24 protein-coding genes and 1 pseudogene are annotated in these 23,068 nt (G+C 71.2%); 10 read left to right on the top strand and 15 right to left on the bottom strand.

Annotated elements, in window-relative coordinates:
* Positions 1-12: 12 nt before the first annotated feature.
* The 5 genes from HUT19_RS11615 (at position 13) to HUT19_RS11595 (ending at position 4,921) form a co-directional block, all read left to right on the top strand.
* On the top strand, positions 13-372 hold the full coding sequence (locus HUT19_RS11615) for a YraN family protein (RefSeq protein WP_176180397.1): 360 nt from the start codon (positions 13-15) through the stop codon (positions 370-372).
* Positions 372-1,997 (top strand): YifB family Mg chelatase-like AAA ATPase, encoded by a 1,626-nt coding sequence (locus HUT19_RS11610; RefSeq protein WP_176180396.1) that lies wholly within the window; start codon positions 372-374, stop codon positions 1,995-1,997. The genes HUT19_RS11615 and HUT19_RS11610 overlap by 1 nt, the downstream gene beginning before the upstream one ends.
* Positions 1,997-3,322 (top strand): DNA-processing protein DprA, encoded by a 1,326-nt coding sequence (dprA, locus tag HUT19_RS11605; RefSeq protein ID WP_176180395.1) that lies wholly within the window; start codon positions 1,997-1,999, stop codon positions 3,320-3,322. The genes HUT19_RS11610 and dprA overlap by 1 nt, the downstream gene beginning before the upstream one ends.
* A gap of 129 nt (positions 3,323-3,451) precedes the next feature.
* The gene (whiG, locus tag HUT19_RS11600) at positions 3,452-4,285 is read left to right on the top strand and encodes an RNA polymerase sigma factor WhiG (protein WP_176180394.1); all 834 of its coding nucleotides are present in this window, start codon (positions 3,452-3,454) and stop codon (positions 4,283-4,285) included.
* A 93-nt stretch (positions 4,286-4,378) separates the two neighbouring features.
* Positions 4,379-4,921 (top strand): TetR/AcrR family transcriptional regulator, encoded by a 543-nt coding sequence (locus HUT19_RS11595; RefSeq protein ID WP_176186770.1) that lies wholly within the window; start codon positions 4,379-4,381, stop codon positions 4,919-4,921.
* A gap of 499 nt (positions 4,922-5,420) precedes the next feature.
* Here HUT19_RS11595 and HUT19_RS42950 read toward each other — a convergent pair.
* Positions 5,421-6,062 (bottom strand): annotated as a pseudogene (locus HUT19_RS42950) (murein hydrolase activator EnvC); the annotation flags it as partial.
* A gap of 610 nt (positions 6,063-6,672) precedes the next feature.
* Between HUT19_RS42950 and rpsB the strand changes: the two are divergent.
* From rpsB to HUT19_RS11565, 5 genes are all read left to right on the top strand, one after another.
* The gene (gene rpsB / locus HUT19_RS11585; protein WP_176180393.1) at positions 6,673-7,587 is read left to right on the top strand and encodes a 30S ribosomal protein S2; all 915 of its coding nucleotides are present in this window, start codon (positions 6,673-6,675) and stop codon (positions 7,585-7,587) included.
* Between the two features lie 99 nt (positions 7,588-7,686).
* Positions 7,687-8,523, top strand: coding sequence for a translation elongation factor Ts (tsf, locus tag HUT19_RS11580; protein ID WP_176180392.1), 837 nt, complete (start codon positions 7,687-7,689; stop codon positions 8,521-8,523).
* A 155-nt stretch (positions 8,524-8,678) separates the two neighbouring features.
* Positions 8,679-9,461 carry a UMP kinase gene (pyrH, locus tag HUT19_RS11575; protein WP_217712255.1) on the top strand — a complete coding sequence of 261 codons (783 nt, stop codon included), beginning with the start codon at positions 8,679-8,681 and terminating at the stop codon, positions 9,459-9,461.
* 104 nt (positions 9,462-9,565) lie between these two features.
* Entirely contained in the window at positions 9,566-10,123 is a 558-nt protein-coding gene (frr, locus tag HUT19_RS11570) for a ribosome recycling factor (protein WP_176180391.1), read from the top strand.
* Positions 10,123-11,301, top strand: a complete 1,179-nt coding sequence (locus HUT19_RS11565) for a phosphatidate cytidylyltransferase (protein WP_176180390.1) — start codon at positions 10,123-10,125, stop codon at positions 11,299-11,301. Before frr ends, HUT19_RS11565 begins: the two co-directional genes overlap by 1 nt.
* A 159-nt stretch (positions 11,302-11,460) precedes the next feature.
* Here the strand turns inward: HUT19_RS11565 and HUT19_RS11560 are convergent, their stop codons facing one another.
* From HUT19_RS11560 to HUT19_RS11490, 14 genes are all read right to left on the bottom strand, one after another.
* Positions 11,461-12,723: a site-specific integrase gene (locus tag HUT19_RS11560; protein ID WP_176180389.1), complete on the bottom strand. Its 1,263-nt coding sequence runs from the start codon at positions 12,721-12,723 to the stop codon at positions 11,461-11,463.
* A gap of 94 nt (positions 12,724-12,817) precedes the next feature.
* Positions 12,818-13,072, bottom strand: coding sequence for a helix-turn-helix domain-containing protein (locus tag HUT19_RS11555; RefSeq protein ID WP_176180388.1), 255 nt, complete (start codon positions 13,070-13,072; stop codon positions 12,818-12,820).
* A gap of 219 nt (positions 13,073-13,291) precedes the next feature.
* On the bottom strand, positions 13,292-15,097 hold the full coding sequence (locus HUT19_RS11550; protein ID WP_176180387.1) for a DnaB-like helicase N-terminal domain-containing protein: 1,806 nt from the start codon (positions 15,095-15,097) through the stop codon (positions 13,292-13,294).
* 88 nt (positions 15,098-15,185) lie between these two features.
* On the bottom strand, positions 15,186-15,548 hold the full coding sequence (locus tag HUT19_RS11545) for a hypothetical protein (RefSeq protein WP_176180386.1): 363 nt from the start codon (positions 15,546-15,548) through the stop codon (positions 15,186-15,188).
* Positions 15,549-15,569: 21 nt separating this feature from the next.
* Positions 15,570-15,827 (bottom strand): hypothetical protein, encoded by a 258-nt coding sequence (locus HUT19_RS11540; protein ID WP_176180385.1) that lies wholly within the window; start codon positions 15,825-15,827, stop codon positions 15,570-15,572.
* A complete protein-coding gene (locus HUT19_RS11535) occupies positions 15,824-16,024 on the bottom strand; it encodes a hypothetical protein (RefSeq protein WP_044572822.1) in 201 nt (66 codons plus the stop codon). The genes HUT19_RS11540 and HUT19_RS11535 overlap by 4 nt, the downstream gene beginning before the upstream one ends.
* Positions 16,025-16,044: 20 nt before the next feature.
* A complete protein-coding gene (locus HUT19_RS11530; protein ID WP_176180384.1) occupies positions 16,045-16,239 on the bottom strand; it encodes a hypothetical protein in 195 nt (64 codons plus the stop codon).
* Positions 16,240-16,266: 27 nt separating this feature from the next.
* Positions 16,267-16,518: a hypothetical protein gene (locus tag HUT19_RS11525; protein WP_176180383.1), complete on the bottom strand. Its 252-nt coding sequence runs from the start codon at positions 16,516-16,518 to the stop codon at positions 16,267-16,269.
* 141 nt (positions 16,519-16,659) lie between these two features.
* Complete coding sequence (locus HUT19_RS11520; RefSeq protein WP_176180382.1) at positions 16,660-18,906, bottom strand: cell division protein FtsK; 2,247 nt, start codon at positions 18,904-18,906, stop codon at positions 16,660-16,662.
* A gap of 97 nt (positions 18,907-19,003) precedes the next feature.
* Positions 19,004-19,294, bottom strand: coding sequence for a hypothetical protein (locus tag HUT19_RS11515; RefSeq protein ID WP_176180381.1), 291 nt, complete (start codon positions 19,292-19,294; stop codon positions 19,004-19,006).
* Complete coding sequence (locus HUT19_RS11510) at positions 19,291-20,346, bottom strand: DUF2637 domain-containing protein (protein ID WP_176180380.1); 1,056 nt, start codon at positions 20,344-20,346, stop codon at positions 19,291-19,293. The genes HUT19_RS11515 and HUT19_RS11510 overlap by 4 nt, the downstream gene beginning before the upstream one ends.
* Positions 20,346-21,245 carry a GGDEF domain-containing protein gene (locus HUT19_RS11500; protein WP_217712254.1) on the bottom strand — a complete coding sequence of 300 codons (900 nt, stop codon included), beginning with the start codon at positions 21,243-21,245 and terminating at the stop codon, positions 20,346-20,348. The genes HUT19_RS11510 and HUT19_RS11500 overlap by 1 nt, the downstream gene beginning before the upstream one ends.
* Entirely contained in the window at positions 21,242-21,988 is a 747-nt protein-coding gene (locus tag HUT19_RS11495; protein ID WP_176180379.1) for a DUF2786 domain-containing protein, read from the bottom strand. Before HUT19_RS11495 ends, HUT19_RS11500 begins: the two co-directional genes overlap by 4 nt.
* Complete coding sequence (locus tag HUT19_RS11490) at positions 21,985-22,302, bottom strand: hypothetical protein (RefSeq protein WP_176180378.1); 318 nt, start codon at positions 22,300-22,302, stop codon at positions 21,985-21,987. Before HUT19_RS11490 ends, HUT19_RS11495 begins: the two co-directional genes overlap by 4 nt.
* Positions 22,303-23,068 lie beyond the last annotated feature (766 nt).

Below are 23,068 nucleotides of genomic sequence, written 5' to 3'. Positions count from 1 at the left end.
GAGGTGGTGCCGATGAACGCCCGAGGGGCACTGGGCCGCTACGGCGAGGATGTGGCGGTGCGACGGCTGGCCGAGGCCGGGATGACCGTCCTGGAGCGCAACTGGCGGTGCCGGGACGGCGAGATCGACATCGTCGCGCTCGATGGCGGAGCGCTGGTGGTGTGCGAGGTCAAGACGCGCCGGGCGGGCTCCTATGAGCACCCGATGGCCGCTGTCAGATCGGGCAAGGCCGAGCGGCTGAGGCTGCTGGCGGAGCGCTGGCTGGAGCGGCACGGCGGTCCGCCGCCGGGCGGGGTGCGGATCGATCTGGTCGGTGTCGTGCTGCCGCACCGGGGCGCGCCCGTCGTCGAGCATGTGCGGGGGGTGGCCTGATGGCGTTCGCCCGCACCTGTTCGGTCGCGCTGGTCGGGGTCGAGGGGGTGGTGGTCGAGGTCCAGGCCGATCTGGAGCCCGGGGTGGCCGCGTTCACCCTGGTCGGGCTGCCGGACAAAAGCCTGGTGGAGAGCCGGGACCGGGTCCGGGCGGCCGTGGTGAACTCCGGATCCGCCTGGCCGCAGAAGAAGCTCACGGTGGGGCTGAGCCCGGCGTCCGTCCCCAAGGGCGGCAGCGGCTTCGACCTGGCGGTGGCCTGTGCGGTGCTGGGCGCGGCCGAGCGCATCGACCCGCGGCAGATCGCCGATCTGATGATGATCGGGGAGCTGGGTCTCGACGGCCGGGTCCGCCCGGTGCGCGGGGTGCTCCCCGCGGTGCTCGCGGCTGCCGAGGCGGGCTATCCGCAGGTCGTCGTCCCGGAGCAGACGGCGGCCGAGGCATCGCTCGTCCCCGGGGTCTCCGTGCTCGGGGTGCGGAGTCTGCGCCAGCTGATCGCGGTGCTGACGGATGAGCCGGTGCCCGAGGAGGAACACGAGCCACCGGAGCCGGGGCGGCCCGATCCGCTGCTGGCGGGGCTCACCGTGCCGGGCGCGGGCATGGGCAGCGGGGTGCCCGCGGGGCCCGGGAGCGGGGCGGGAAGCCCCGATCTGGCCGATGTCGCCGGGCAGCGGGCCGCGCGCGGCGCCCTGGAGGTCGCGGCCGCGGGAGGTCACCATCTGTTCCTGATCGGCCCGCCTGGCGCGGGCAAGACCATGCTCGCCGAGCGGCTCCCCGGTCTGCTGCCACCACTCACCCGGCAGGAGGCCCTGGAGGTCACCGCGGTCCACTCGGTGGCCGGGGTACTGCCGCCCGGCCAGCCCCTGGTGGACACACCGCCGTACTGCGCCCCGCACCACTCGGCGACCATGGCCGCCCTCGTCGGCGGAGGCAATGGCCTGCCCCGGCCCGGCGCGGTCTCGCTGGCCCACCGCGGGGTGCTCTTCCTGGACGAGGCCCCGGAGTTCAGCGGGCGGGCGCTGGACGCGCTGCGGCAGCCCCTGGAATCGGGCCATGTGGTAGTGGCCCGCTCCGGAGGCATGATGCGGATGCCCGCTCGCTTCCTGCTGACGCTGGCGGCCAACCCCTGCCCCTGCGGACGCCACGCGCTGATGGGCGAGGGCTGCGAATGCACACCGGTGATGGTCCGCCGCTATCAGGGGCGGTTGTCCGGGCCGCTGCTGGACCGGGTGGACCTTCGGGTCCATGTCGAGGCGGTCACCCGGGCCGAGCTGACCGGGGCGCGCTGCCTGGCCGAGAGCACCGCGACCCTCGCGGCCCGGGTGCGGGAGGCCCGGGAGCGTGCGGCGGCCCGGCTCGCGGACACCCCCTGGCGGCTCAACAGCGAGGTTCCGGGGCATGAGCTCCGCACCCGGTGGCAGCCCTGCTCCGGGGCGCTCCGCGAGGCCGAGCGGGACATGGAGCGCGGACTCCTCACCGCCCGCGGCCTGGACCGGGTGCTGCGGGTCGCCTGGACCGTCGCCGATCTGGCCGGGCACGACCGGCCCCAGGCGCCGGATGTCGCCCGGGCCCTTCAGCTGCGCACCGGCGTCAGCCGCGGGGTGCCGGTCGGGGCGGGGGAGCACTGATGGGCGGGCGCCCGGCCACCGGCCGCCCACCCGGCCCGGGTGCGGGGGACGGACCCGACCCGGGAGCCCTGGACGATCTCGGTTCGGGGGAGGGACATCGCCTTGGGGGGAGGGCCGGGCAGGAGCCGGAGGGCCGCCGGGGGGTGAGCGAGGAAGAGCGGCTGGCGCGCGCGGCGCTCACGCGGCTGGTCGAGCCCGGCGACGAGACGGTGGGGCGCTGGCTGCGCCGGATGGGACCGGTGGCGCTGCGCCGGGCGCTCAGCGGGCAGGGCGCGCCGCCGCCCGGAGCGAGCCGGCAGCGGCTGGCCGGATGCGCGCTGCGGGCCGCCGGTCTGGACCCGGCCGCGGACCTCGCCACGGCCGCCGGGCGCGGCGGACGGTTCCTGTGCCCGGGGGACCCGGAGTGGCCCGGTCAGCTCGATGACCTCGGGGACGCTCGCCCGGTCGGGTTATGGGTGCGCGGCCGGGCGTCCCTGCGGATGTGGGCGCTGCGCTCGGTCGCCGTGGTGGGCGCGCGGGCCTGTAGCGACTACGGCGCCCATGTCGCAGCGATACTCGCCGCCGGGCTCATCGATCGCGGCTGGGTGGTGGTGTCCGGGGCGGCCCACGGGGTGGACGGCGCCGCGCACCGAGGGGCGCTCGCGGCGGGAGGGGCCACCGTCGCCGTGCTGGCCTCCGGGGTGGACGTCCCCTATCCGCGTGGCCACACCGAGTTGATCGAGCGCATCGCGGAACAGGGTCTGGTGGTGGCCGAGTTGCCGCCCGGAGCGCATCCGACCCGCAGCCGCTTTGTGCTCCGCAACCGGGTCATCGCCGCCTTGACCCGCGGCACGGTGGTCGTCGAGGCCCAGTACCGCAGCGGCTCGCTGGTCACCGCGCGCCGGGCCCAGGAGCTCGGCCGCTCCACCATGGGCGTGCCAGGACCGGTCACCAGCGGGCTCTCCGCCGGGGTGCATGAACTGCTGCGTGGCGAGGCCGTGGTGGTCACCGACGCCGATGAAGTGGCGGAGCTGATCGGAAGCATCGGTGAGCTCGCCCCGGAGCGTCGGGGGCCGCTCGTCGAGCGGGACCTGCTCGATCCCGTGACGGCACGGGTGCTGGAAGCGTTGTCGGCACAGGGTGGCAACGACCTGCGGGAGGTGGCCCGGGAATCCGGGGCCGGCTGCGACGAGACCCTGAGCCGGCTCTATGAGCTGCTCGCCCTGGGATTCGTCGAACGCCATGGCGACCGATGGGAGTTGGTCCCTCCGGCGCGCCGGAACGGCGGCGCACGGCGAGGCGGTCCCCCGAATCGGGGCAATCGGGTGAAAGGGTTGAGGCGATGACCGTATCCGCACACCGCCGAGCCGACGCCCTTCGCATACCGCGATGGTCCGATCACGCTACGCTCACAGGGTTTCCGGCGGAAGCGCACGTCCTCACCCATGTCATGGCAGAACGGCTCAAGGCGACGAATGCCCCAGCACATCTCCGGGTCTGACCGCGCGGCGCCGCCCGCTGCCCACGGCGCGGTGCGGCCGGCCGCACCGTCATCGCTCGACGAGCTGTGGCGGTCGTACAAGACCACGGGCGACGGCCGGCTGCGGGAGCAGCTGATCCTGCACTACTCGCCCCTGGTGAAATACGTGGCCGGGCGGGTCAGCGTGGGACTGCCCTCCAATGTCGAGCAGGCGGACTTCGTATCGTCCGGCGTCTTCGGACTCATCGACGCCATCGAGAAGTTCGACCCCGAGCGCGCCATCAAGTTCGAGACCTACGCGATCACCCGGATCCGGGGCGCGATGATCGACGAGCTGAGGGCGCTGGACTGGATCCCGCGCTCGGTCCGCCAGAAGGCCAGGGCCGTCGAGCGGGCCTACGCCACGCTGGAGGCGGCGCTGCGGCGCACTCCCTCGGAGGCCGAGGTGGCCGCCGAGATGAACATCGGCCTGGATGAACTGCACGGGGTCTTCAGCCAGTTGTCCCTGGCCAATGTGGTGGCCCTGGAAGAGCTGCTGCACGTCGGCGGCGAAGGCGGCGACCGGCTCAGCCTCATGGACACCCTCGAGGACACCGCCGCGGACAACCCGGTCGAGGTGGCCGAGGACCGCGAGCTGCGCAGGCTGCTCGCCCGCGCCATCAACACCCTTCCCGAGCGGGAGAAGACCGTGGTCACCCTCTACTACTACGAAGGGCTCACCCTCGCCGAGATCGGCCAGGTCCTCGGGGTCACCGAGAGCCGGGTCAGCCAGATCCACACCAAGTCGGTGCTCCAGCTGCGGGCGAAACTCGCCGACGTCGGACGCTGAATCGTCCCTCCACCATCGCCCGCGAGGCGCCCTCTTTCGTACAGTGGTCGCGTGCCCAGGATTCGAGCGGCCTCAGTGGCCGAGCACCGGACGATGCAGCGCGGCGCCCTGCTGGAGGCCGCCCGCTCCCTGCTGTCCGAGGGCGGTACGGAGGCGCTGACCTTCCCCGCCCTCGCCGAGCGCACGGGCCTCGCGCGGTCCTCCGTCTACGAGTACTTCCGCTCCCGCGCGGCCGTGGTCGAGGAGCTGTGCGCCGTCGACTTCCCGGTCTGGGCCGCTGAGGTCGAAGCCGCCATGGAGCGGGCCGACACACCCGACGCGAAGATCGAGGCGTATGTGCGCCGACAGCTGGCGCTCGTCGGTGACCGCCGCCACCGGGCCGTCGTGGCGATCTCGGCCGGTGAGCTGGACGCGGGGGCCCGGGAGAAGATCCGGGCCGCGCACGGCGGGCTGATCGCCATGGTGGTCGAGGCCCTCAGCACCCTGGGCCATGAGCAGCCCCGGCTGACGGCCGTGCTCCTCCAGGGCGTCGTGGACGCGGCGGTCCGCCGTATCGAGCTCGGTGCGGCCGAGGACCCCGAGCGGATCACCGAGGCCGCGGTGACCATGGCCCTGAACGGCGTCACCCACCGCTGATCTCTGCGAGCCCTGCTGGCTCGCCCCCGGCGGCGCGCACGACTCCGGTCGGTCGTGCCGCCGCTTGTGCGTGCCACGTCTGTCGCGTCCTGGCTCTGCGCGCCGTGCCGGCCGCGCCCGGCCTTGCGTGCCACGGCGGTTGTTCCCGGCCGTCGGCTCGGCGTCTGTTCGTGCCGCCGTGCCGGGCGCGCTCGGGCTCTGTGCGCCGCGACGGTCGCGACCCGGCAGTTGGTTCTGCTTGCGGTTCCGTATGCCGGGCCGGTCGCGGACTGCCGTGGCCCCGGCTGGTCCGGGCGTACCGGTCCTCCTTGAGCGGTGCGCCCGCCCGCGCCTTCCGGAGCCGTCCGGCTGGATCCGACGCGCCTGACCCGCCCCGCCGTACAGCGCCGGATCGCAGACGGGCATGGGCCCAGGCGGAGGCGGCTGCCAGGGCAGCAGCCGGGGCGAGGCCGGTCCATCCGGCAGGGGAGATCGCCGCGGCGGGAGCCGGGCTGTCGGCGACGCCGAACACCGGGAGGAGCCGGGAGGGGCCGCCGCGGAGCATCCAGGGCGGCAGCAGCGAGAGCGGGTCGAGATAGCGGTCCCCGCGCCGCAGCCCCCAGTGCAGACAGCCCGCCGGACAGTGGAAGGGGCCCGGCCGCATCACCCCGACCACCTGCCCGGCCGAGACCCGGTCCCCCTTGTCCACCAGCGCGCGCACCGGCTCGTAGGTCGTGCGCAGCGGAGGGGTACCGGTCCCGGACAGCTCGATGGTGAGCACCTCGCGGCCCGCGACCGGACCGGAGAAGGTCACCCGCCCCGCGGCCGCCGCCCGCACTCGCTGCCCGGCACGTGCCGCAAGGTCGACCCCGCGATGACCGGCGGCCCAGGGTGCGGGAGGCGGCCGCCAGCCCCTCAGCACGGCGGGCCGTGCCGCCCCCGGACCACCGTCCACGGGCCACGACCGCTCGCCCGGCCTCGTCTCACCACCACCGGCCGGGCCGCCGCCCCGGCCCGCTCGGTGGTCCCCCGGTCCCGCACGACCGCCGCCGCCCGGGACCGGCCGAGGGTCCGCGGCCGACACCGGACCACGGTCGGCCCGGCCCACCCTGGAGCCCGTGACCGGCTCCGGCCCGCGGTGCGCCGGAACCGCACCGCGGATGCCCGGAACCGACCCCGGAACAAACCTCCAAACCGATCCCGGACCCGGTCCCCGGGCCGCCGCGGCAGGTGCCGGCCCGTCCCCGGCCCGGCCCGGACCGGACGCCCCCGCGCGCCGCAGCCCCGGCCACGCGCCCGCCCCCGAGGCCGTCGGACCCGGGCCTGACACCGCCCTCGCGGCGGCCGCCACCGACCCCGGCTCCGGGGACCTCCCGGGTCCCGGTCCGACGGGCGCGGCCGTCGGCCATAACGTCAGGGCGCACAGGACAAGCGCCCACCACATCAGAAGCCTTCGCATGGAACCCACCGTGGCCCGGAGCGCCGCATCGGGTGGATCATGGAGCGAATCTGGGTACTACTCGCCGGTTGTGGATATCGCCGTCACCCGGCACCGCACCGGTCCCGTACACTTCTTATGGCGATCCGGGTCACCGGGTCGACTTCGCACGCCCCGCCACCGGTGCCCCGATCTCGCATCGGACAGTACGGCGGCCGCGCCCCTCGGTCCTCGGACGAGCCCCTCAAGGCCCCGTCCGTGGCAGGCGCGCCGGGGCGTCAGGCGCGGCGGCCACCCGGCCACCGCGGAACCGAGTACCTCAAGGAGTACGGCCATGGCCGTCGTCACGATGCGGGAGCTGCTGGAGAGCGGCGTCCACTTCGGGCACCAGACCCGCCGCTGGAACCCGAAGATGAAGCGCTTCATCTTCACCGAGCGCAACGGCATCTACATCATCGACCTGCTCCAGTCGCTGTCGTACATCGACCGCGCCTACGAGTTCGTCAAGGAGACCGTCGCCCACGGCGGCTCCATCATGTTCGTCGGCACGAAGAAGCAGGCGCAGGAGGCCATCGCCGAGCAGGCGACCCGCGTCGGCATGCCCTACGTCAACCAGCGCTGGCTGGGCGGCATGCTCACCAACTTCTCGACCGTCTACAAGCGTCTGCAGCGCCTGAAGGAGCTCGAGCAGATCGACTTCGAGGATGTGGCCGCCTCCGGCCTCACCAAGAAGGAGCTCCTGGTCCTCTCCCGCGAGAAGGCCAAGCTGGAGAAGACCCTCGGCGGTATCCGCGAGATGCAGAAGGTGCCGAGCGCCGTCTGGATCGTGGACACCAAGAAGGAGCACATCGCCGTCGGTGAGGCGCGCAAGCTCCGGATCCCGGTCGTCGCGATCCTCGACACCAACTGCGACCCCGACGAGGTCGACTACAAGATCCCGGGCAACGACGACGCGATCCGCTCCGTCACCCTGCTCACCCGCGTGATCGCCGACGCGGTCGCCGAGGGCCTGATCGCCCGCTCCGGCGTCGCCACCGGTGACGAGAAGGCCGACAAGGCCGCGGGCGAGCCGCTGGCCGAGTGGGAGCGCGACCTGCTCGAGGGCGAGAAGAAGGCCGACGAGCCCGAGGCCGCCAAGCCGGCCGAGGCTGCCGCTGACAAGCCCGCCGAGGCCGCCGCTGACAAGCCGGCCGAGGCCGCTGCCGAGAAGCCCGCCGAGGCCCCGTCCGCGGGCGCCGAGCAGGGCTGACCACTCAGACGGTGTACGACGGCGGGGGACGGTGCGAAAGGCGCCGCCCCCGCCGTTCACCCGTAGAGCTTTCGACTTTCGAGAAGAGATTCACAGATCATGGCGAACTTCACCGCCGCTGACGTCAAGAAGCTCCGTGAGCTCACCGGCGCCGGCATGATGGACTGCAAGAAGGCGCTGGACGAGGCCGAGGGCAACGTCGACAAGGCCGTCGAGATCCTCCGCGTCAAGGGCCAGAAGGGCGTGGCCAAGCGCGAGAGCCGCAGCGCCGAGAACGGTGCCGTCGTCTCCCTGATCGCCGACGACAAGTCCTCCGGCGTGCTGGTCGAGCTGAAGTGCGAGACCGACTTCGTGGCCAAGGGCGACAAGTTCGTCGCCGTCGCCGACGCCATCGCCGCGCACGTCGCCAAGACCGCCCCGGCCGACCTGGAGACGCTGCTCGCCTCCGAGATCGAGTCCGGCAAGACCGTCCAGGCGTTCGTGGACGAAGCCAACGCCACCCTCGGTGAGAAGATCGTCCTGGACCGCTTCGCGCAGTTCTCCGGCGGCTACGTCGCCGCGTACATGCACCGCACCAGCCCGGACCTGCCGCCGCAGGTCGGCGTCCTGGTCGAGCTGGACAAGGAGAACGCCGAGGTAGCCAAGGACGTCGCGCAGCACATCGCCGCGTTCGCGCCGAAGTTCCTCAGCCGCGACGACATCTCGGCCGAGACGGTCGAGAACGAGCGCCGGGTCGCCGAGGCCACCGCGCGCGAGGAGGGCAAGCCCGAGGCCGCCCTGCCGAAGATCGTCGAGGGTCGCGTCACCGGCTTCTTCAAGGAGAACGTGCTGGTGGACCAGCCGTTCGCCAAGGACAACAAGAAGACCGTCCAGAAGGTTCTGGACGAGGCCGGTGTTTCGCTCAAGCGCTTCGCCCGTTTCCGCGTCGGTGTCTGAGCCGAGCAGCGAATGACCGGCGACCCCGATAGGGTCGAAGGCAGCCAACCGTCATCCGGTCGGCCGCAGATGTGACGAGGAGGCCATTGCCGCAGAGGTCGTACCAGGACCCACCCGGCAATGGCCTTCTTCGTATGCGCACGAGGAGATCTCCAATGAATCACGGCGTGGACGCCAAACAGGCCGCCGACGACAAGCACGCGCGCGGCACAGCCCCACACGGCCGGTTCCTGCTGAAGCTGTCCGGCGAGGCGTTCGCCGGAGGCGGGGGCCTCGGTGTCGACCCCGACGTCGTGCACGCCATCGCCCGCGAGGTCGCCGCCGTGGTCCGGGACGGCGCGCAGATCGCCATCGTCATCGGCGGCGGCAACTTCTTCCGCGGGGCGGAGCTCCAGCAGCGCGGAATGGACCGGGCGCGCTCGGACTACATGGGCATGCTCGGCACGGTCATGAACTGCCTGGCGCTCCAGGACTTCCTGGAGAAGGAGGGCATCGACTCCCGCGTCCAGACCGCCATCACCATGGGCCAGGTCGCGGAGCCGTACATTCCGCTGCGTGCGGTGCGCCACCTGGAGAAGGGGCGCGTGGTCATCTTCGGCGCGGGCATGGGCATGCCGTACTTCTCCACGGACACCACCGCCGCCCAGCGCGCCCTGGAGATTGATGCCGAGGCCCTGCTCATGGGTAAGAACGGGGTGGACGGGGTCTACGACTCCGACCCCGCTCGCAATCCGGACGCGGTGAAGTTCGACGCCCTGGAGTACGGCGAGGTGATCACCCGCGACCTCAAGGTCGCCGACGCCACCGCGATCACCCTGTGCCGGGACAACAAGCTGCCGATCCTCGTGTTCGAGCTCCTCGCCGAAGGAAACATCGCGCGTGCGGTGAAGGGTGAGAAGATCGGCACGCTCGTGAGCGACCAGGGCTCCCGGGCCTGACGGCTCGAACGGGGGATGGACAACGGCCTGCCGGTCGGACACCGTGCAGGAGAAGACGCACGCAGGGGCGAGGCTCTGCCTACGGACAACACCAGGAGCAAGTGGTGATCGAAGAGATCCTCCTCGAGGCCGAGGAGAAGATGGAGAAGGCCGTTGTGGTCGCCAAGGAGGACTTCGCCGCGATCCGCACCGGGCGTGCGCACCCGGCGATGTTCAACAAGATCGTGGCGGACTACTACGGTGCGCTGACGCCGATCAACCAGCTGGCGTCGTTCTCGGTGCCGGAGCCGCGGATGGCCGTGGTGACCCCGTTCGACAAGAGTGCGCTGCGCAACATCGAGCAGGCGATCCGCGACTCCGACCTGGGCGTCAACCCCAGCAATGACGGCAACATCATCCGGGTGGTGTTCCCGGAGCTCACCGAGCAGCGCCGCAAGGAGTTCATCAAGGTCGCCAAGGGCAAGGGCGAGGACGCGAAGATCTCGATCCGCAGCGTCCGCCGCAAGGCCAAGGAGTCCATCGACAAGCTGATCAAGGACGGCGAGGTCGGCGAGGACGAGGGGCGGCGCGCCGAGAAGGAGCTCGACGACACCACCGCGAAGTATGTCGCGCAGGTGGATGAGCTGCTCAAGCACAAGGAAGCCGAGCTGCTCGAGGTCTGATGAACGACTCTTCCTGGGGGGCCCCGCCGCGCGCCGGACTCTGGGGACCCGCCGATCAGGGCACCTCCTCCGGATACGGCTGGGAGGTGCCCCCTTCTTCGGCGGGTCCCGCGCACGACGTGGGTGAAGCGGCGCACACTCGCCCCATGCCCACCGTGCCGCACGCAGGCGGCGAACCCGGCGATGCCGCCGACCGTGACCGGGGGGCCGCCGGACTGGGCGGTCCCCTCTTCCGTGACGAGCGGGAGCAGCGGCCCGGGCCCCGGCAGGCGGCCGGGCGCCCTCCGACGTCTCCCGACCCCGCACCCGATCCGGCGCGCTCCGACGGCGCGCGGAGCACCGGCGGCGGGCAGGCGAAGAAGAAGAGCGCGGGCCGGAACCTGCGTGCCGCGATAGGGGTGGGCGTCGGCCTCGGTGTGATCATCGTGGCCTCGCTCTTCATCTACAAGCCGGTGTTCATCGGCGTGATAGCGGTCGCGGTGGTCGTCGGGCTCTGGGAGTTGACCTCGCGGCTGGCCGAGCGCAAGGACATCCGGGTGCCGCTCGCGCCGCTCGCCGTCGGCGGCGTCGCCATGATCGTCGCCGGATATGTGCGCGGCGCCCAGGGCGCCTGGGTGGCGGTGGCGCTCACGGCCCTCGCGGTGCTGGTGTGGCGGATGACCGAACCGCCGGACAACTACCTCAGGGATGTCACGGCCGGTGTTTTCGCCGCCTTCTACGTGCCGTTCCTCGCCACCTTCGTGGCCCTCATGCTCGACACCGAGGACGGCCCGTGGCGGGTGCTCACCTTCCTGCTGCTGACCGTGGTCAGCGACACCGGCGCGTACGCGGTCGGCTGGCGGTTCGGCAAGCATCCGCTCGCGCCGCGGATCAGCCCGGGGAAGACCCGCGAGGGGCTGATGGGCGCGGTGGCGTTCGCCATGGTCGCGGGCGCATTGTGCATGGAGTTCCTCATCGACGGCGGCGCGTGGTGGCAGGGGCTGGTGCTCGGCCTCGCCGTCGCGGTCAGCGCGACCCTCGGTGACCTCGGCGAATCCATGATCAAGCGCGATCTGGGCATCAAGGACATGGGCAAGCTGCTGCCCGGCCACGGCGGGATCATGGACCGGCTGGACTCGCTGCTGCCCACCGCGCCGGTGGTGTGGCTGCTGCTGGTGATCTTCGTCGGCGGAGGCTGATCCGGCCCGCCGACCGGCCCCGCGCCCCGGGCGGCGCGGGGCCCTTCGTACGTCTGCGACACTGGGTGGACCATGCCTAAGCCCGGAGAACTGGAAGTGATCCGGGGGCGAAGGGCCCCCTACCTGCGCGTTTGGCGTCGGTAGGGGGCCCTTCGCGGGTCACTGGGCCGTCTCTGGGCCGTCAGTCTCGCGCGGAGTGGGTTGGAACGCTCGATCGATGGCCTTCCTCGTACGCTCCTGGCTCGACGGCATGAGGTGCGCGTATACCCGCAGCGTCAGCGCGGGGTCGGTGTGCCCCAGATACTGGCTGACGGCCTTGATGCTCTCTCCAGCATCCAGCAGCACGGACGCGTAGAAGTGCCTCAGCGCGTGCATGCCGTGCTCACGCGCGGACTCGTACTTGCCGTCCGCCCCGGCGTCCGGGATGAGGCCAGCGACGGCGAGCGCGGGCTTCCACTCCTGGATGTTGAAGTTACTGCGCCACACGACCCCACTCGCGGTGTTCGTGAACAGGAGACGGGCCGACACCTTCGGGCCGTCCGGCTTCCGCCACGGGAGCGTGATCTCCACCGGCTTGTAGGCGTCCATGTGACCGCGCAGAGCCTCAGCCACCGACGACGGCAGGGGCACGTCCCTCTCCTTGCCGCACTTCGGCGGGGCGAACACGGCCTTCCCCTGGATCAGCTTCACCTGCCGGACCACTCGCAGGATGCCGCCTTCGAAGTCGAGGGCGTCTTCAGCGAGCCCTACGATCTCACCCTGTCGGAGTCCGCACCCCGCACCCGTGTCCACCATGGTCCGGTACCGCCCGGGGAGCGCTGCGCGGACGGCGTGCACTTGGGTGGTCAGCCACGGCGCGACGCGGCGCCGCTCGGCTGTTGGAGGGCGGACAGACTTCGCGGTGCACGGATTCCGAGGCAATGGACCGTCGTCCACGGCCGCGCTCAGGACGGCTCGAACGTCGCCGTAGATGTTGCGCGCGTACCCACCGCTGACAGATGGGTTCGCCTCCAAGGCGCCCACCAGTCCGCGTATGTGCTCGGGGCGGAACGAGTCCAGCGGTCGCGAGCCGATGAGTGGGAACGCGTGCAGGCGAAGCCGCTGTTCGGTCACGATCTGGCTGGACGGATCCGTGGTGTGAGCCTTGAGCCATTTGTCGGCGTAGCCCTTGAAGGTGATCCGGGCGGCGCGCGGATCAATGTACTGACCTCGCGACATGTCAGACGCGGTGTTGTTGAGCCACTTCTCGGCTAGGCGCTTCTGTCCGTCGCGGAATGACTTGGACTTCTCGGTGCCATCGGGGCCGACGTACCGGGCGCGGTAGCGCATGCCCGTGCCGTGACGGTTGGTCTTGACGCGGTGGGGTTTGCCGTTGGGGCCGGGTTCGTTCTTGTACCAGCGGTCTTGGATGTGGCCAGCCATTTGAGGCGTGATCCCTTCTCGGACAGATCAGAGCAGGGGCGGAGCCCAGTGGCTCCGCCCCTGCGGGGTGGTGATGCGCTCAGTTGGTCGTCGTTCAGGCGGCGGTGTCGGCCGCCATACGCTCAGCGGCCCAGCGCTGGACGGCGGTGGGGTCGTAGCGCACGTGCTTGCCGACGCGGAATCCGGGCGGGCCGATGCGCTTCTTGCGCCAGGTGTAGACGGTCTCTCTCGAGACTTCGAACATCTCGGCGATGTCGTCGGGGGTGAGGTAGCGATCCGGGAGTCCGGCCCGCAGCGTGGTGCGGGGGTCGCTAGCGGGCGGCTGAGTCCTGGCCCCATGGGCGGACATGGTCAGTTCCCTTCGTATGTCCGGGCGGGGAGGTAAGGGCGATAAGGGTGATAAGCCGCTTGAGCTGGGCTTTTACGGCGCCGGTAAGGGGGTTGGAAAGGTGGTCGGTAAGTCTTGGCCATTGGCTCTGCGGACTTTCCACCCCGCTTACCGACTCCCTTACCGGATCGCTGTTTTCGCAGGTCAGCAGGCTTATCTACCTTTTCGCCCTTACCGGCCTCAGCCCGTGTAGGCGAGGACAGTGGTCGGACGGCCTGCGGTGGGCTTCTGCGTGCGGCTGTAGCCGGGCAGGTCCAGTAGTGCGGCCGTGAGCCGTTCACGCTCTGCCTTGCCCGTGCTCTTGAACAGCTTCCGAACCTGCTCGCCTGTGAGCCCGTCCGCTCCGGCCGCGCGGACGGCGGTCGCGAGCTTGTCCACCTTGGGGTCACCGGAGACGTTGCCGAGCAGGTGGACGGCGGAGGCGCGGGCGTAGTCGAGGAGGTGCCAGGCGGCGCGCATGTGGTGCTCGGCGATGGTGTCGGTGTGGTCGCACAGGGCGTAGACCATGGCGGTCCGCTGGACGTACGGGGCCGCTCGGGCGGTGAACTGGGCGATCACACCGCCCGCCGCGTCGTCCTCGCTGAGCGCTGGATACACCTCGTCGCAGTACAGAGCCCATGCGTCTGGGCTGAACTTCACCTCATCAACCTGGGCCGCGTCGGCGAGGACGGTCCGCCAACCAGTGGCGAGGTTGGTCACCAGCTCCGGGCTGGCGCCGCGCGAGCCAGGAAGGATCAGGTTGCGGTGGCAGAAGATCGGCAGGAACCGGTTGTAAGTGCCCCCGGCCATCTCGGAGTCCTGCATCTTGGCCCGGAACTCCTCCGGGGTGATGTGGCCCAGGATCGCGATGTGCGGGTCCGTGGCCTTGAGTGAGTCGCGGACCATTGAGCCGAGCGAATCCCCGTCCCATGCCTGCCGCAGCACACCGGGCAGGCTGCTGCCCTCGCGCCGCCCTCTGCTCATGGTCACGGCGTATTCCGACTCCAGGACCCACAGCCGCTTGTCGACGCTGGCCGGGTTGGCGTCCTCGCTGTCGTCGTCCTTGACGTACTCGATCAGCCCTTCCCCGGAGTTCAGGCCGCGCGGGGTGTGCTCGGGGCCGAAGAAGTCGGGCAGGGCCTCGGCGAGCACCCGCCGCACGGTCGAGGTGGCCGAGCCCTTGCGGCCTGAGGAGGTGGGGCCGATGGTCAGGGCCCAGATCAGGCAGGGGTGCCGGTCGTTGCCCACCATGAGGTGCGGGCGGCGGCCGATAACGGCCCCGGCGGCGGACAGGAGGTTGGCGAGCACGGCAACCGGGTCCGCTTCGGTGGTGGGGTCCAGCTCGCGCACGGTCTCGCCGACCCAGCCGCAGAACACATCCGGGTGCGGGGTGGGCCCCGGCCGGTGCGGGCGGCGGATGCTTGAGTGCGGGTCGTAGAGGGGGTTTGGGGGTCCGGCTGGGGTGCCGGCACTGTCGCTCTCCTGCCCGGCCGGGCTCGGGGCGAGCGCGGTGACCTCGGCGAGCATGGTGGCCCGGACCTCTTCGGCATCTGTGCCGGGTTCGGCGGCCAGTTGCGCGAGCCGGTTACCGGCCTCGATCAGGCGGCGGCGATCGGCCTTGTCCCGCACGATCTCGGCGTAGTACTCGGCGTTGGCGGTGGTCGGCACGGTCTGCACGAGGGTGTGCAGGTAGCTCGCGCCGCCGACGCGTGCCAGGTCGCCGCGCTTGTCGAGGTGGTGCGTGAGGGTGATGGGGTCGACGGGCTGGCCCTGGTCGTGCAGCTCGCGAATGGCGCGGTGAATCGTCTCGTGCGCGGGCCGGTAGTGGTCGGCGGGGTCCATCGCTGCGACCACATCGTCGATGGCGGCGGCGGACAGCAGCATGGCGCCTAGAACGGACTGCTCGGCTTCGAGATCCTGCGGGGGCATCCGGTCAATGCCAGGCTCGGCGCCGCCGTGCAGCGTACGCACGTTGTCGTACGGCGACGGGGCGGGCTCGGGTGCCACTATTGAGTCCTCCTGTCTGTCTGCGGATGGATGGGGTAGGGCCGGGGCGGTCGCGGTCTTTGGCGAGAGGGCGACCGCCCCGGTGCAGCTATGCGGCGTAGCTGATGGGGCTCAGTGCGGAGTGCGCGCTGTCGAGGGTTTCGGCGAGGTTCCGGGCGTCGTCCGCAGCCCAGTCGAGGGCGGCCTTGACGGCGGCCACGTCGTCATCGGCGTTCGGGCCCCGGTCGCTGCGCAGGTTCCCGCCCTCGTGCAGATCGGCGAGGAAGGCAAAGATCTGCTCGAAGGTCTGCGGGAGGCGCTGTACGAGGGTCTTGAGGTTGGAGACGGTGCTGTACGCGTCGCCCGGGTACTCCAGACCGTTCCCCGCCGGGCGGGTGAGGTGGTTGAGCTGGCGGATGGCTTCGGCAGCGGCGTCGGAGAGTTCGGCGGCGGTCATGGTCTGCTGCGGCATGGTGGATCGCTCCTGGCCTGTTCAGGCGGCGTTGCGGCGGTTGGTGGGGAAGTCGATGACCTGGGCGAGGCGAGCGGGCGCGGTCTGGGGCTTGCCCTTCATGCGGCCCTTGGGCGGGGGCTCGGGGTCCTCGTCGGGCGGGCCGGGCCGGTAGGCGGCGCATACCGCGGCTTCGATGGCGTCGCGGCGGCGGGCGCGGCGGTGTCCGGCGAGGCACACCGGGCCGAGGATCGCGCCGGGCGCCAGCAGCGCGGCGGCGGTGATCAGTTCGGGAGTCACGGGGTTTCTCCTCGGAGAGCGGCGAGGACGTCGGGGAGGTTGCCGCCGAGGGAGGCGAGGCGGCGTTCGATGGCCTGCCAGGACTCGGGATCGATGCTCATCAGCGCGCCGAGGGTCGCGGGGACGTCGCCGCGTTGGTGGGCGGCGAGGGCGTCGCGGAGTTCGCCAGCGGCCATGAGCGTGATGCGCTCGTTCACGTGGACCGGCCCCGTGGAGGTCAGTTGCCGATGCCGGTGATGGCGTCGGTGATGGAGGTGACGGTCTTGTTCACCGAGGGAGCGGCGTCGGTGTTGGCGAGGTAGAAGCCGAACAGCACGGCGATGACAGCGGCCCCGACGCGCAGATGCCCGCCCTTGAACAGAGCGCCCAGGCCGATGGCGAGCAGCAGCACCAGGGAGACGGTGACGGTCATGGGTGTGAGCCCCTTTCTGGGAGCGGGTCAGCGGGTGCCGTCGCGGTGGATGCGGGCGGCGCGGTTGTAGAGCCAGCGACCGGCGCGTATGCGCTTGCCGGTGGCGTCGCAGCGGCGGCAGTCCTTGCCGCGCTTCATGCGGCCTTTGCGGTCGGTCTTGATGGCGTGGCCCATGCCGTGGCACTTCCGGCAGTCGCCGAACGGCGAGACCGCACACAGAGATGCGTAACCGAGTGTGATGGCGAGCAGGCAGGTGATAGCAAGGGTGATGGGGGTCATGGAGGGCCCTCCCGGGCGGCTTCGAGGGGTTTCCGCAGGTGGGCCGCTATCCGCTAGCGGCCTGATCAGATGCGGTGTGGGGCGCTAGCGGGGCCGCTAACGTTAGCGGGGTATGCCGCTAGCGCTAGCGGCCCCGGACGATCAGCCCGCGTCCCGCTTTCCGTCACGCTCCGCAATCGCGGTGGTGATGTGGGAGCGGTCGATACCGCGCCGGTTGACGACCTTGCCGTCCACCCGGCGGCCCACCTGGATCGTGGAGACACCGAGCGGCTTGAGCGCTGCGGAGAGCGCTTCGGGGTCCCAGCCGTCGTAGACCTCCGGCCGCAGCTCCGCCAGCCGCGCGGCAACCGTCTCCGACCACGCCTTGGACTCCTTGGCGGGGACGACGGCGAGGATGTCGGCGAGCAGGTCATACGCGCTGGTCGTGGGCTCCGGCTCTTCCCCCAGCGCGTGCCCGGAGAGAGTGCCCGCCGCCTCGCGCGCCTTGCGGGCGCGGGCGCCGATGGCTTCGGCGTCGCGTCCGTCGATGTAGATGGCGCGCACGATCCGGGCGTCGGAGCCTTCGCCGACGAAGTAATGGATGCCCTTGTCGGCCCAGGCGAACATGGTCGCGCGCACGCCGCGCTTGTAGGCGGAGGTGCCCAGGACCATGTCGTTCTCCAGCTGGCCCATGACCTTCAGGCACCAGCGGGCCGAGGCGTTCGCGGAGATGCCCGTGGGCAGCGCCTTGGCGTCGGGGCGCTGGGTCGCCAGGAGCAGCACGATGCCGGTGGCCGGACCACGCTTGACCAGGTCCGTGGCGATCTCCTCGAACTCATCCTTGTACTTCGGGTGCTCAAAGAGCACCTGGCACTCATCCACGCCGACCACGATCGGGTGCAGCCCCAGCGACCGCTTGTCGGCGAGAGCGCTGGTCACCTTCGACTCCGGGCAGATGTCCCGGGGCAGGGACCGGATCACCTTGGTGCGGCGGCGCAACTCCTCGCGCAGCGCGCGGAAGTCGGCGATGGCGTACTCGATCGCCTCGTCATCGTCGCCAGCGGCGTGCCGGTGGGAGACGGCGTTGCCGACCGGGTCAAGGTCGCCGGTGCCCTTCATGTCGTAGGTGTGCAGCTCGGCCCGGGGGTCCAGGGCGGCGATGAGGAGCAGGAGACGGAGCAGGAACGTCTTGCCCATGCGGGGGATCGCGCCGATCACGCCCGCGATGTACATCAGCGTGGCCTCGACCCACCGGCCGCGCTGGTCGGTGCCGTAGGCGACCGGCTTGAACAGGTCCACACGGCCGGACTTCAGCAGCGGCCACGTCGGCTGCTTCGCCCGGGACATGTCCTGATCCCCGACCCACAGCACCAGGTGCCCGGTGTGCTCATCCGGCACCGCCTCAGGCCACACGCAGCCCAGCGGACGGCGGAGCCCTGAGGCGAGGCGTTCCCGGCGCTCGATGATGTCGGTGACCGTCACACCGAACGGCAGGTCACCCTCGGCACGCCAGCCGGGGCCGTCGCGGGTGATCGGGGCGGTGAAGGTGAACCCGTCCCGGCCCTTGGCCTGGGCCTGATTGATCGCGGGAATGGCCAGCGACCCCAACGCGCGCAGCACGATGTCACTGGTCAGCTTGGTCGCCTTGGGCAGCTCGACCGCCCGATGGATCACGGGGGCATCGGCCTTCCGGCCAGCGAAGCCGAGAGCCATCACGACCGCGCCCACGGAGACGGCCTGAAGCCAGTCGGGAGCGAGCACGTAGATGGCCAGCGCGGCGCCCAGGCCGACGAACATGGCCAGCACCGTCACGAGGGTGCGCAGCCGGACCCGTCCGTCCCGCTGGCGCGAGAGCTTGAGGTAGTCGGCCGCATCCTCGCGCCGGACAGCGGCGAGGCGGACCGGCTCACCCTCACGGTCGGCCATCCACCGCAGCGTGCCGCCGATGAACCGCGCGGCCCCGGTGGGCGCCTGGAAGGTGAGGCGGGCGGCGTAGACCGGAGACCGAAGGGCGTGGTATCCGGCGGTGTGCGTGTAGTGCCGGGCCACCCACGCGGCGGCCGTCTTCAGCTCCGCCGTCGACCGCAGCCAGACCGGAACGACCGGACGGCGCTTGGCGGCCAGCAGCCGACCCAGGTACCCGGGGCCGTCCGGTCGGGTCGGCTGGTCGACCACCTGGGGTGTGGTCGGGTCGCCCGACTCGCCACCCGACGGGTCTGCCGACCGGGGCGCCGTTGAGTCGGGCGACGCGTCGGCGTCGGGTCGGGTGGTGGGGTTGGCCGACTCGGCACGGGCGGATCGGGCCTTGGTGAAGTCGACTACCTCGCCCCCGGAGTCGGGCGGGTAGTCGGCGGCTATCTCGGCTTCGAGTCGGTCGAAGAATTCGTTGTCGTCGTCGGGGTGGTTCACTGGTGGTTCCTTCCAACTAGGAGGGATGGGCGGGCCCGGCCGACGCTGTGAGAGGTGGGAGGCCGGGCCCGTCGCGGTTGTGCGGTGCTGGTGATCCCTAGAGCGCGGTGAGGGCCTCGGTGGGGATCTCGTAGATGTCGGTGACGAAGTCGACGCCCGTCCAGTGGCCAGAGCCGAAGTGGACGTGGACGACGTGGATTTGGGTGCCGTCGCGGTCGGTCGTCTCGTAGACGTGGACAGCTTCGGCGGTACGGCGGCCCCGGCTGACACACGCCCGTGCGGTGTGGACGGTGAGCCGCTCCGGGCGGCACGTCAGCGTGTGCGGCTTGCCGGTGTAGCGCACCAGGGTGTGTTGGGTGGCGGGGTGATGGCTGGTGGTCTTGGTCATGCTGCTTCTTCCTCGGTGTGATCGGTCTCGTCTTCGGCGGTGGTGGTGTCGGGCTCGGTGGCCACGGGATGCAGCGCAGGGCTGTCGGCGGCGCGTTCGGCCTTCAGCGCATCGCGCAGTGAGCGGGCGTGCTCCGCGCTACAGCGAAGCTCCTTCCGGATCGGCTCGGCCTTCAGCCGCTCCTCCGGCCAGTCGGCCGTGACCTCGCGGGCCTCGGTGAGCAGCTCATCGAAACCGCGGACCTTCCGGGAGGGCTTGGCCGCCCTGCCCGGCCGCCGCCGCGGCTTCGGCTCGGCCTTGGGCTCCTCGGCCTGGCGGTGCTCCTGCTTCGGCTCCGCCGGGGGCGGAGGTGCCGGCATGGGGTCCGGCTCGGCTGCGGTGGCGGGGGCCTGGTCGCCGAGCTTGAGCAGCACGCGTTCCCGGCGCGGGGTCTTCGAGCGCCACCGCCGCCCATGCTGCTCACGCAGCTCGGCGCGGGCCAGCTGCCGCTCGCGCTCGCGGGCGAGGGCGTCGGCGTAGGAGGTGATCTCCCACAGAGTCATGCGGCGCCACAGGGCGAACGTCGACAGCGGAGCGAGCAGCCAGCGCGAGCGCCGGATGCGCTCCATGCGGCTGCCGATCGCGGCGCCGATCCGCACGGCGTAGACGTGCGCGGCCACTTCGGAGAGCACGACCCACAGCAGCGGCATCGTCCCGTGCGCGACCTTGGCCGACAGCGAGTGCCCGGCCGCGACGTTCAGCCAGCAGGTGACCAGCGTCAGCGCCCAGGGCACGAAGCGCACCCATGCGAGCGGCATGTTCATCCGGATCAGCAGCAGGTTGGCCACGGTGAACACCGGCACGGCAGCGTCGATGCCCACCGGCAGCATCCACGGATACCGGAACCCCCAGCGGGCCCCGGCCGCCGACACCGCATCGAACGATGCCGCGAACCCCAGCCCGCCCACGCCGATGCCCGCAGCACCGACCACCACCAGCAGGATCCGTTCCCGACGGGACAGCGGCGGCACCTGCGGAGCGGCGACCTGGTCAGTCTCGGCCACTGTGGTCATCACGAGGCCCCTTCCGCGCCGTCGTCCGGGGCGGGGCCGCACACGCAGTTCTCCGGATCGGCGCCCTGGCCGATCGAGCAGGCGCAGCACAAGCCAAGCGGCTCGATGACCTCACCCGGCGCCATCGAACAGCGGTCACACTGGCCGGCGTCCGGCTGCCACTCCTCCGCGTCCTCGAACTCCTCGTCCTCGAAGTCGGCGTAGTCGTCGGCCTCTTCGAAGAGGTCATAGCCGTCGTAGCGGGTGCTCATGGGGTCCTCATTGCTGGTGCCGTTGCTGGTGCCGTTGCGGCCGTCGCGACGGCCGTTCACGGTGCGGTATGCGGGAGTGGGGTTGTCGGTGATGGCCCAGCCGCCGCCGGACTGCTTGGCGGCGTACATCGCCTCATCCGCCCGGCGGAGCGCGACGGACAGGGCCGGGGCGGGGTGAGGGCCGTGGTAGGCGCCGATCGAGGCGCCCAACGGGATCAGGTGGCCGTCGAACTCCACCGGCTCACACACCATCCGGTGCAGCGTGGACAGCTCCACGGGCAGATCAGACGGGTGCGGCATGCTGACTACGGCAGCGAACTCATCACCGCCCAACCGGCCAACGGCCCCGTTCTGCACGTGCACCCAGACGCCCAGGCGCTCACCGGCCGCGCGGATGGCCGCGTCCCCGGCCGCGTGGCCCATCGTGTCGTTCAGGGCTTTGAAGCCGTCCAAATCGATGAGCAGCACCGCGCACCGCTCCTTGCGCAGCAGCTGCCCGGCACCCTTCTCGAACCCGGCCCGTGTGGGCAGACCGGTCAGAGGATCGCGGCGGGCCCGGTCGAGGCTGCGGCGGAACCACAGCCCGTGGACGGCCCATCCGGTGGCCAGCGGGGCGGCGGCGGACAGGGCGGCGAGTGTGTGACTCATCGGGCACCGCCGATCTGCCGTGCGGCGGAGGCGCCGAGCCGGGTGGTGCCGATGTCGGCCCGCCGTCCGGCTTCCTGGCCTGCTCGGTAGCCGGTTCCGGTAACCGTGACCTTGCGGGAGCGCACGCGCCCGTAGTGCTCCTTGACCATCGCGCCCACGACGGCGGACCGGTCGGCAAGCACCAGCTCCGCACTGCGACCGGTACCAGTCTGTGCGGTGGTGTTACCGGCCTGCCATCGGGCGTGATCCTCGGCCGCTTTGACCCGATGGGCCACGGTTGAAGCGAAGCCGACCATCCAGGAGAATCTGTACCGGCGGGGTGTGTCCCAATACGGGATGTCCAGGTGAGCGGCACCGTTGGCCATCTGGAGCAGCAGAGAGGTGTACAGCACCTCTAGCCGTTCCAGGTCCGAGGCATAGCCGAAGAGGTGGACCCGGTAGCCCGGCGCGTCCCGGCGGGTGGTGTAGATGCCTTCGCAGCGCATCGCCTGTGCCAGGTAGCACAGCAGTGACTTCTTCGGACCGCCCCACGGGTTGTCGACCAGCACTACGCGATCGGTGGGCCTGTCCGTCTCCGGCTGGGCATCGGCCAGCAGCGCCCGCTCGATGCCGTGCTTGGCCATCAGATCGGCCGCTTTCGCGGTGAACGCTTCCGCCTCGGCCTCTGTGGCTCCGGCATCCTCCGCCTTGGCCAGCAAAGCACGGACCTTCGCCAGCAGACCGTCAGAGATGTACTCGCTCATGCCGCCGCCCCCTTCCTCGAGGAACGGCGCGTGCGCGCGGCGGACCGCAACAGCGGGACCGTCTTGGTCAGCTCCTTGGCGTAGAGCGCGTCCCATCCGGCGATCTCATCGCCAGCGGCAGCAGCCTCACGCAGGTCGCGCAGGACCTCCCGCGCCACGGCCAGCCGCGCCTGGCGGTCCTTCGCCGATTCCGGGTGCGGCGGACCGACGAACAACTCACGGTCCAGGCCGACAGGCCCCTCATCGAAGCCGAAAGCCAACTCCTCGAACTCAGAGGCACTGACGGCCTCCTGATCTCCTATGAATGTACGCATCACGGAACTCCTGCTGCCTGGTCAGGCAGGGGGTAGGGCCCGGGGCGGTCGCGGTCTTTGGCGAGAGGACGACCGCACCCGGGCGCTTGAGGTGACAGAGGTCGGCTACCGGGTCCCGCTACCGCCGCACGAGCCGCAGGGCTGGCGGGTCTGGGAACCGTTGCCGGTGATGACCCATTGGCCTCCGCCGGTGCCGTTGCAGGTGGTGCAGCGGATCGGGGCGCCCATCAGCGGGTCCCGCTTCCGCAGCAGGAGCCGCAGGTGCGCCAGGTCTGGCGGGTGACTCCGCCTTCCGAGGTGGTCTCGGTCCGACCGCCGGCGCCCCCGCAGGAGCCGCATGTCATGCTGGTGATCACAGGTTGCCTCTCATTCAGGTGCCTGTACGCGGTCCTCCGGGGGGGCAACCCGGGGGACCGCTCTGGTTTCGACCACTCGGTGTCGAGCGGACGCGGCCTCTCGACACCAGCCGCTGGCGGCCGTTGTCGAGGACCGTGCGCGCTCGAAGCGCATGTAGGGACTTGGGTGCCAACCCATCCGGGCCCTGGATTCCGGTGCGTCATCGTCGCTGCTCTGACGCGAGCAGGGCGGCGCGGCCGGGTGGCACCCTGAGGGGTGTTCTCCAGAGCCAGCACGTGGTGATGCCGCCGACGACGTAACCCGGTCGTCCTCGGGGATGGGGGCTCTCACCCCATCTCGATTCACTGTTCAGTTCTGAAGCAACGAGCGCTTCCTTTGAACCCGTTTCACGGGGCCCTCCGGGCGTGTT

Origin of the sequence: Streptomyces sp. NA02950 (genome assembly GCF_013364155.1) — a bacterium.
GTDB lineage: Bacteria > Actinomycetota > Actinomycetes > Streptomycetales > Streptomycetaceae > Streptomyces.
Note: the sequence above shows the minus strand (reverse complement) of the source record. Positions and strands in the feature narration are given on the sequence as shown.

Bases quoted from the DNA above. Each gene is read 5' to 3' on its own strand.
- HUT19_RS11510 (WP_176180380.1), bottom strand. From the start codon at position 20,346: ATGACCACAGTGGCCGAGACTGACCAGGTCGCCGCTCCGCAGGTGCCG.
- HUT19_RS11500 (WP_217712254.1), bottom strand. From the start codon at position 21,245: ATGAGTCACACACTCGCCGCCCTGTCCGCCGCCGCCCCGCTGGCCACC.
- HUT19_RS11560 (WP_176180389.1), bottom strand. From the start codon at position 12,723: ATGGCTGGCCACATCCAAGACCGCTGGTACAAGAACGAACCCGGCCCC.
- HUT19_RS11555 (WP_176180388.1), bottom strand. From the start codon at position 13,072: ATGTCCGCCCATGGGGCCAGGACTCAGCCGCCCGCTAGCGACCCCCGC.
- HUT19_RS11530 (WP_176180384.1), bottom strand. From the start codon at position 16,239: ATGACCGTCACCGTCTCCCTGGTGCTGCTGCTCGCCATCGGCCTGGGC.
- HUT19_RS11565 (WP_176180390.1), top strand. From the start codon at position 10,123: ATGAACGACTCTTCCTGGGGGGCCCCGCCGCGCGCCGGACTCTGGGGA.
- HUT19_RS11595 (WP_176186770.1), top strand. From the start codon at position 4,379: ATGCAGCGCGGCGCCCTGCTGGAGGCCGCCCGCTCCCTGCTGTCCGAG.
- rpsB (WP_176180393.1), top strand. From the start codon at position 6,673: ATGGCCGTCGTCACGATGCGGGAGCTGCTGGAGAGCGGCGTCCACTTC.
- HUT19_RS11495 (WP_176180379.1), bottom strand. From the start codon at position 21,988: ATGAGCGAGTACATCTCTGACGGTCTGCTGGCGAAGGTCCGTGCTTTG.
- dprA (WP_176180395.1), top strand. From the start codon at position 1,997: ATGGGCGGGCGCCCGGCCACCGGCCGCCCACCCGGCCCGGGTGCGGGG.
- HUT19_RS11490 (WP_176180378.1), bottom strand. From the start codon at position 22,302: ATGCGTACATTCATAGGAGATCAGGAGGCCGTCAGTGCCTCTGAGTTC.
- HUT19_RS11515 (WP_176180381.1), bottom strand. From the start codon at position 19,294: ATGACCAAGACCACCAGCCATCACCCCGCCACCCAACACACCCTGGTG.
- whiG (WP_176180394.1), top strand. From the start codon at position 3,452: ATGCCCCAGCACATCTCCGGGTCTGACCGCGCGGCGCCGCCCGCTGCC.
- HUT19_RS11615 (WP_176180397.1), top strand. From the start codon at position 13: ATGAACGCCCGAGGGGCACTGGGCCGCTACGGCGAGGATGTGGCGGTG.
- HUT19_RS11525 (WP_176180383.1), bottom strand. From the start codon at position 16,518: ATGACCCCCATCACCCTTGCTATCACCTGCCTGCTCGCCATCACACTC.
- pyrH (WP_217712255.1), top strand. From the start codon at position 8,679: ATGAATCACGGCGTGGACGCCAAACAGGCCGCCGACGACAAGCACGCG.
- tsf (WP_176180392.1), top strand. From the start codon at position 7,687: ATGGCGAACTTCACCGCCGCTGACGTCAAGAAGCTCCGTGAGCTCACC.
- HUT19_RS11610 (WP_176180396.1), top strand. From the start codon at position 372: ATGGCGTTCGCCCGCACCTGTTCGGTCGCGCTGGTCGGGGTCGAGGGG.
- HUT19_RS11545 (WP_176180386.1), bottom strand. From the start codon at position 15,548: ATGCCGCAGCAGACCATGACCGCCGCCGAACTCTCCGACGCCGCTGCC.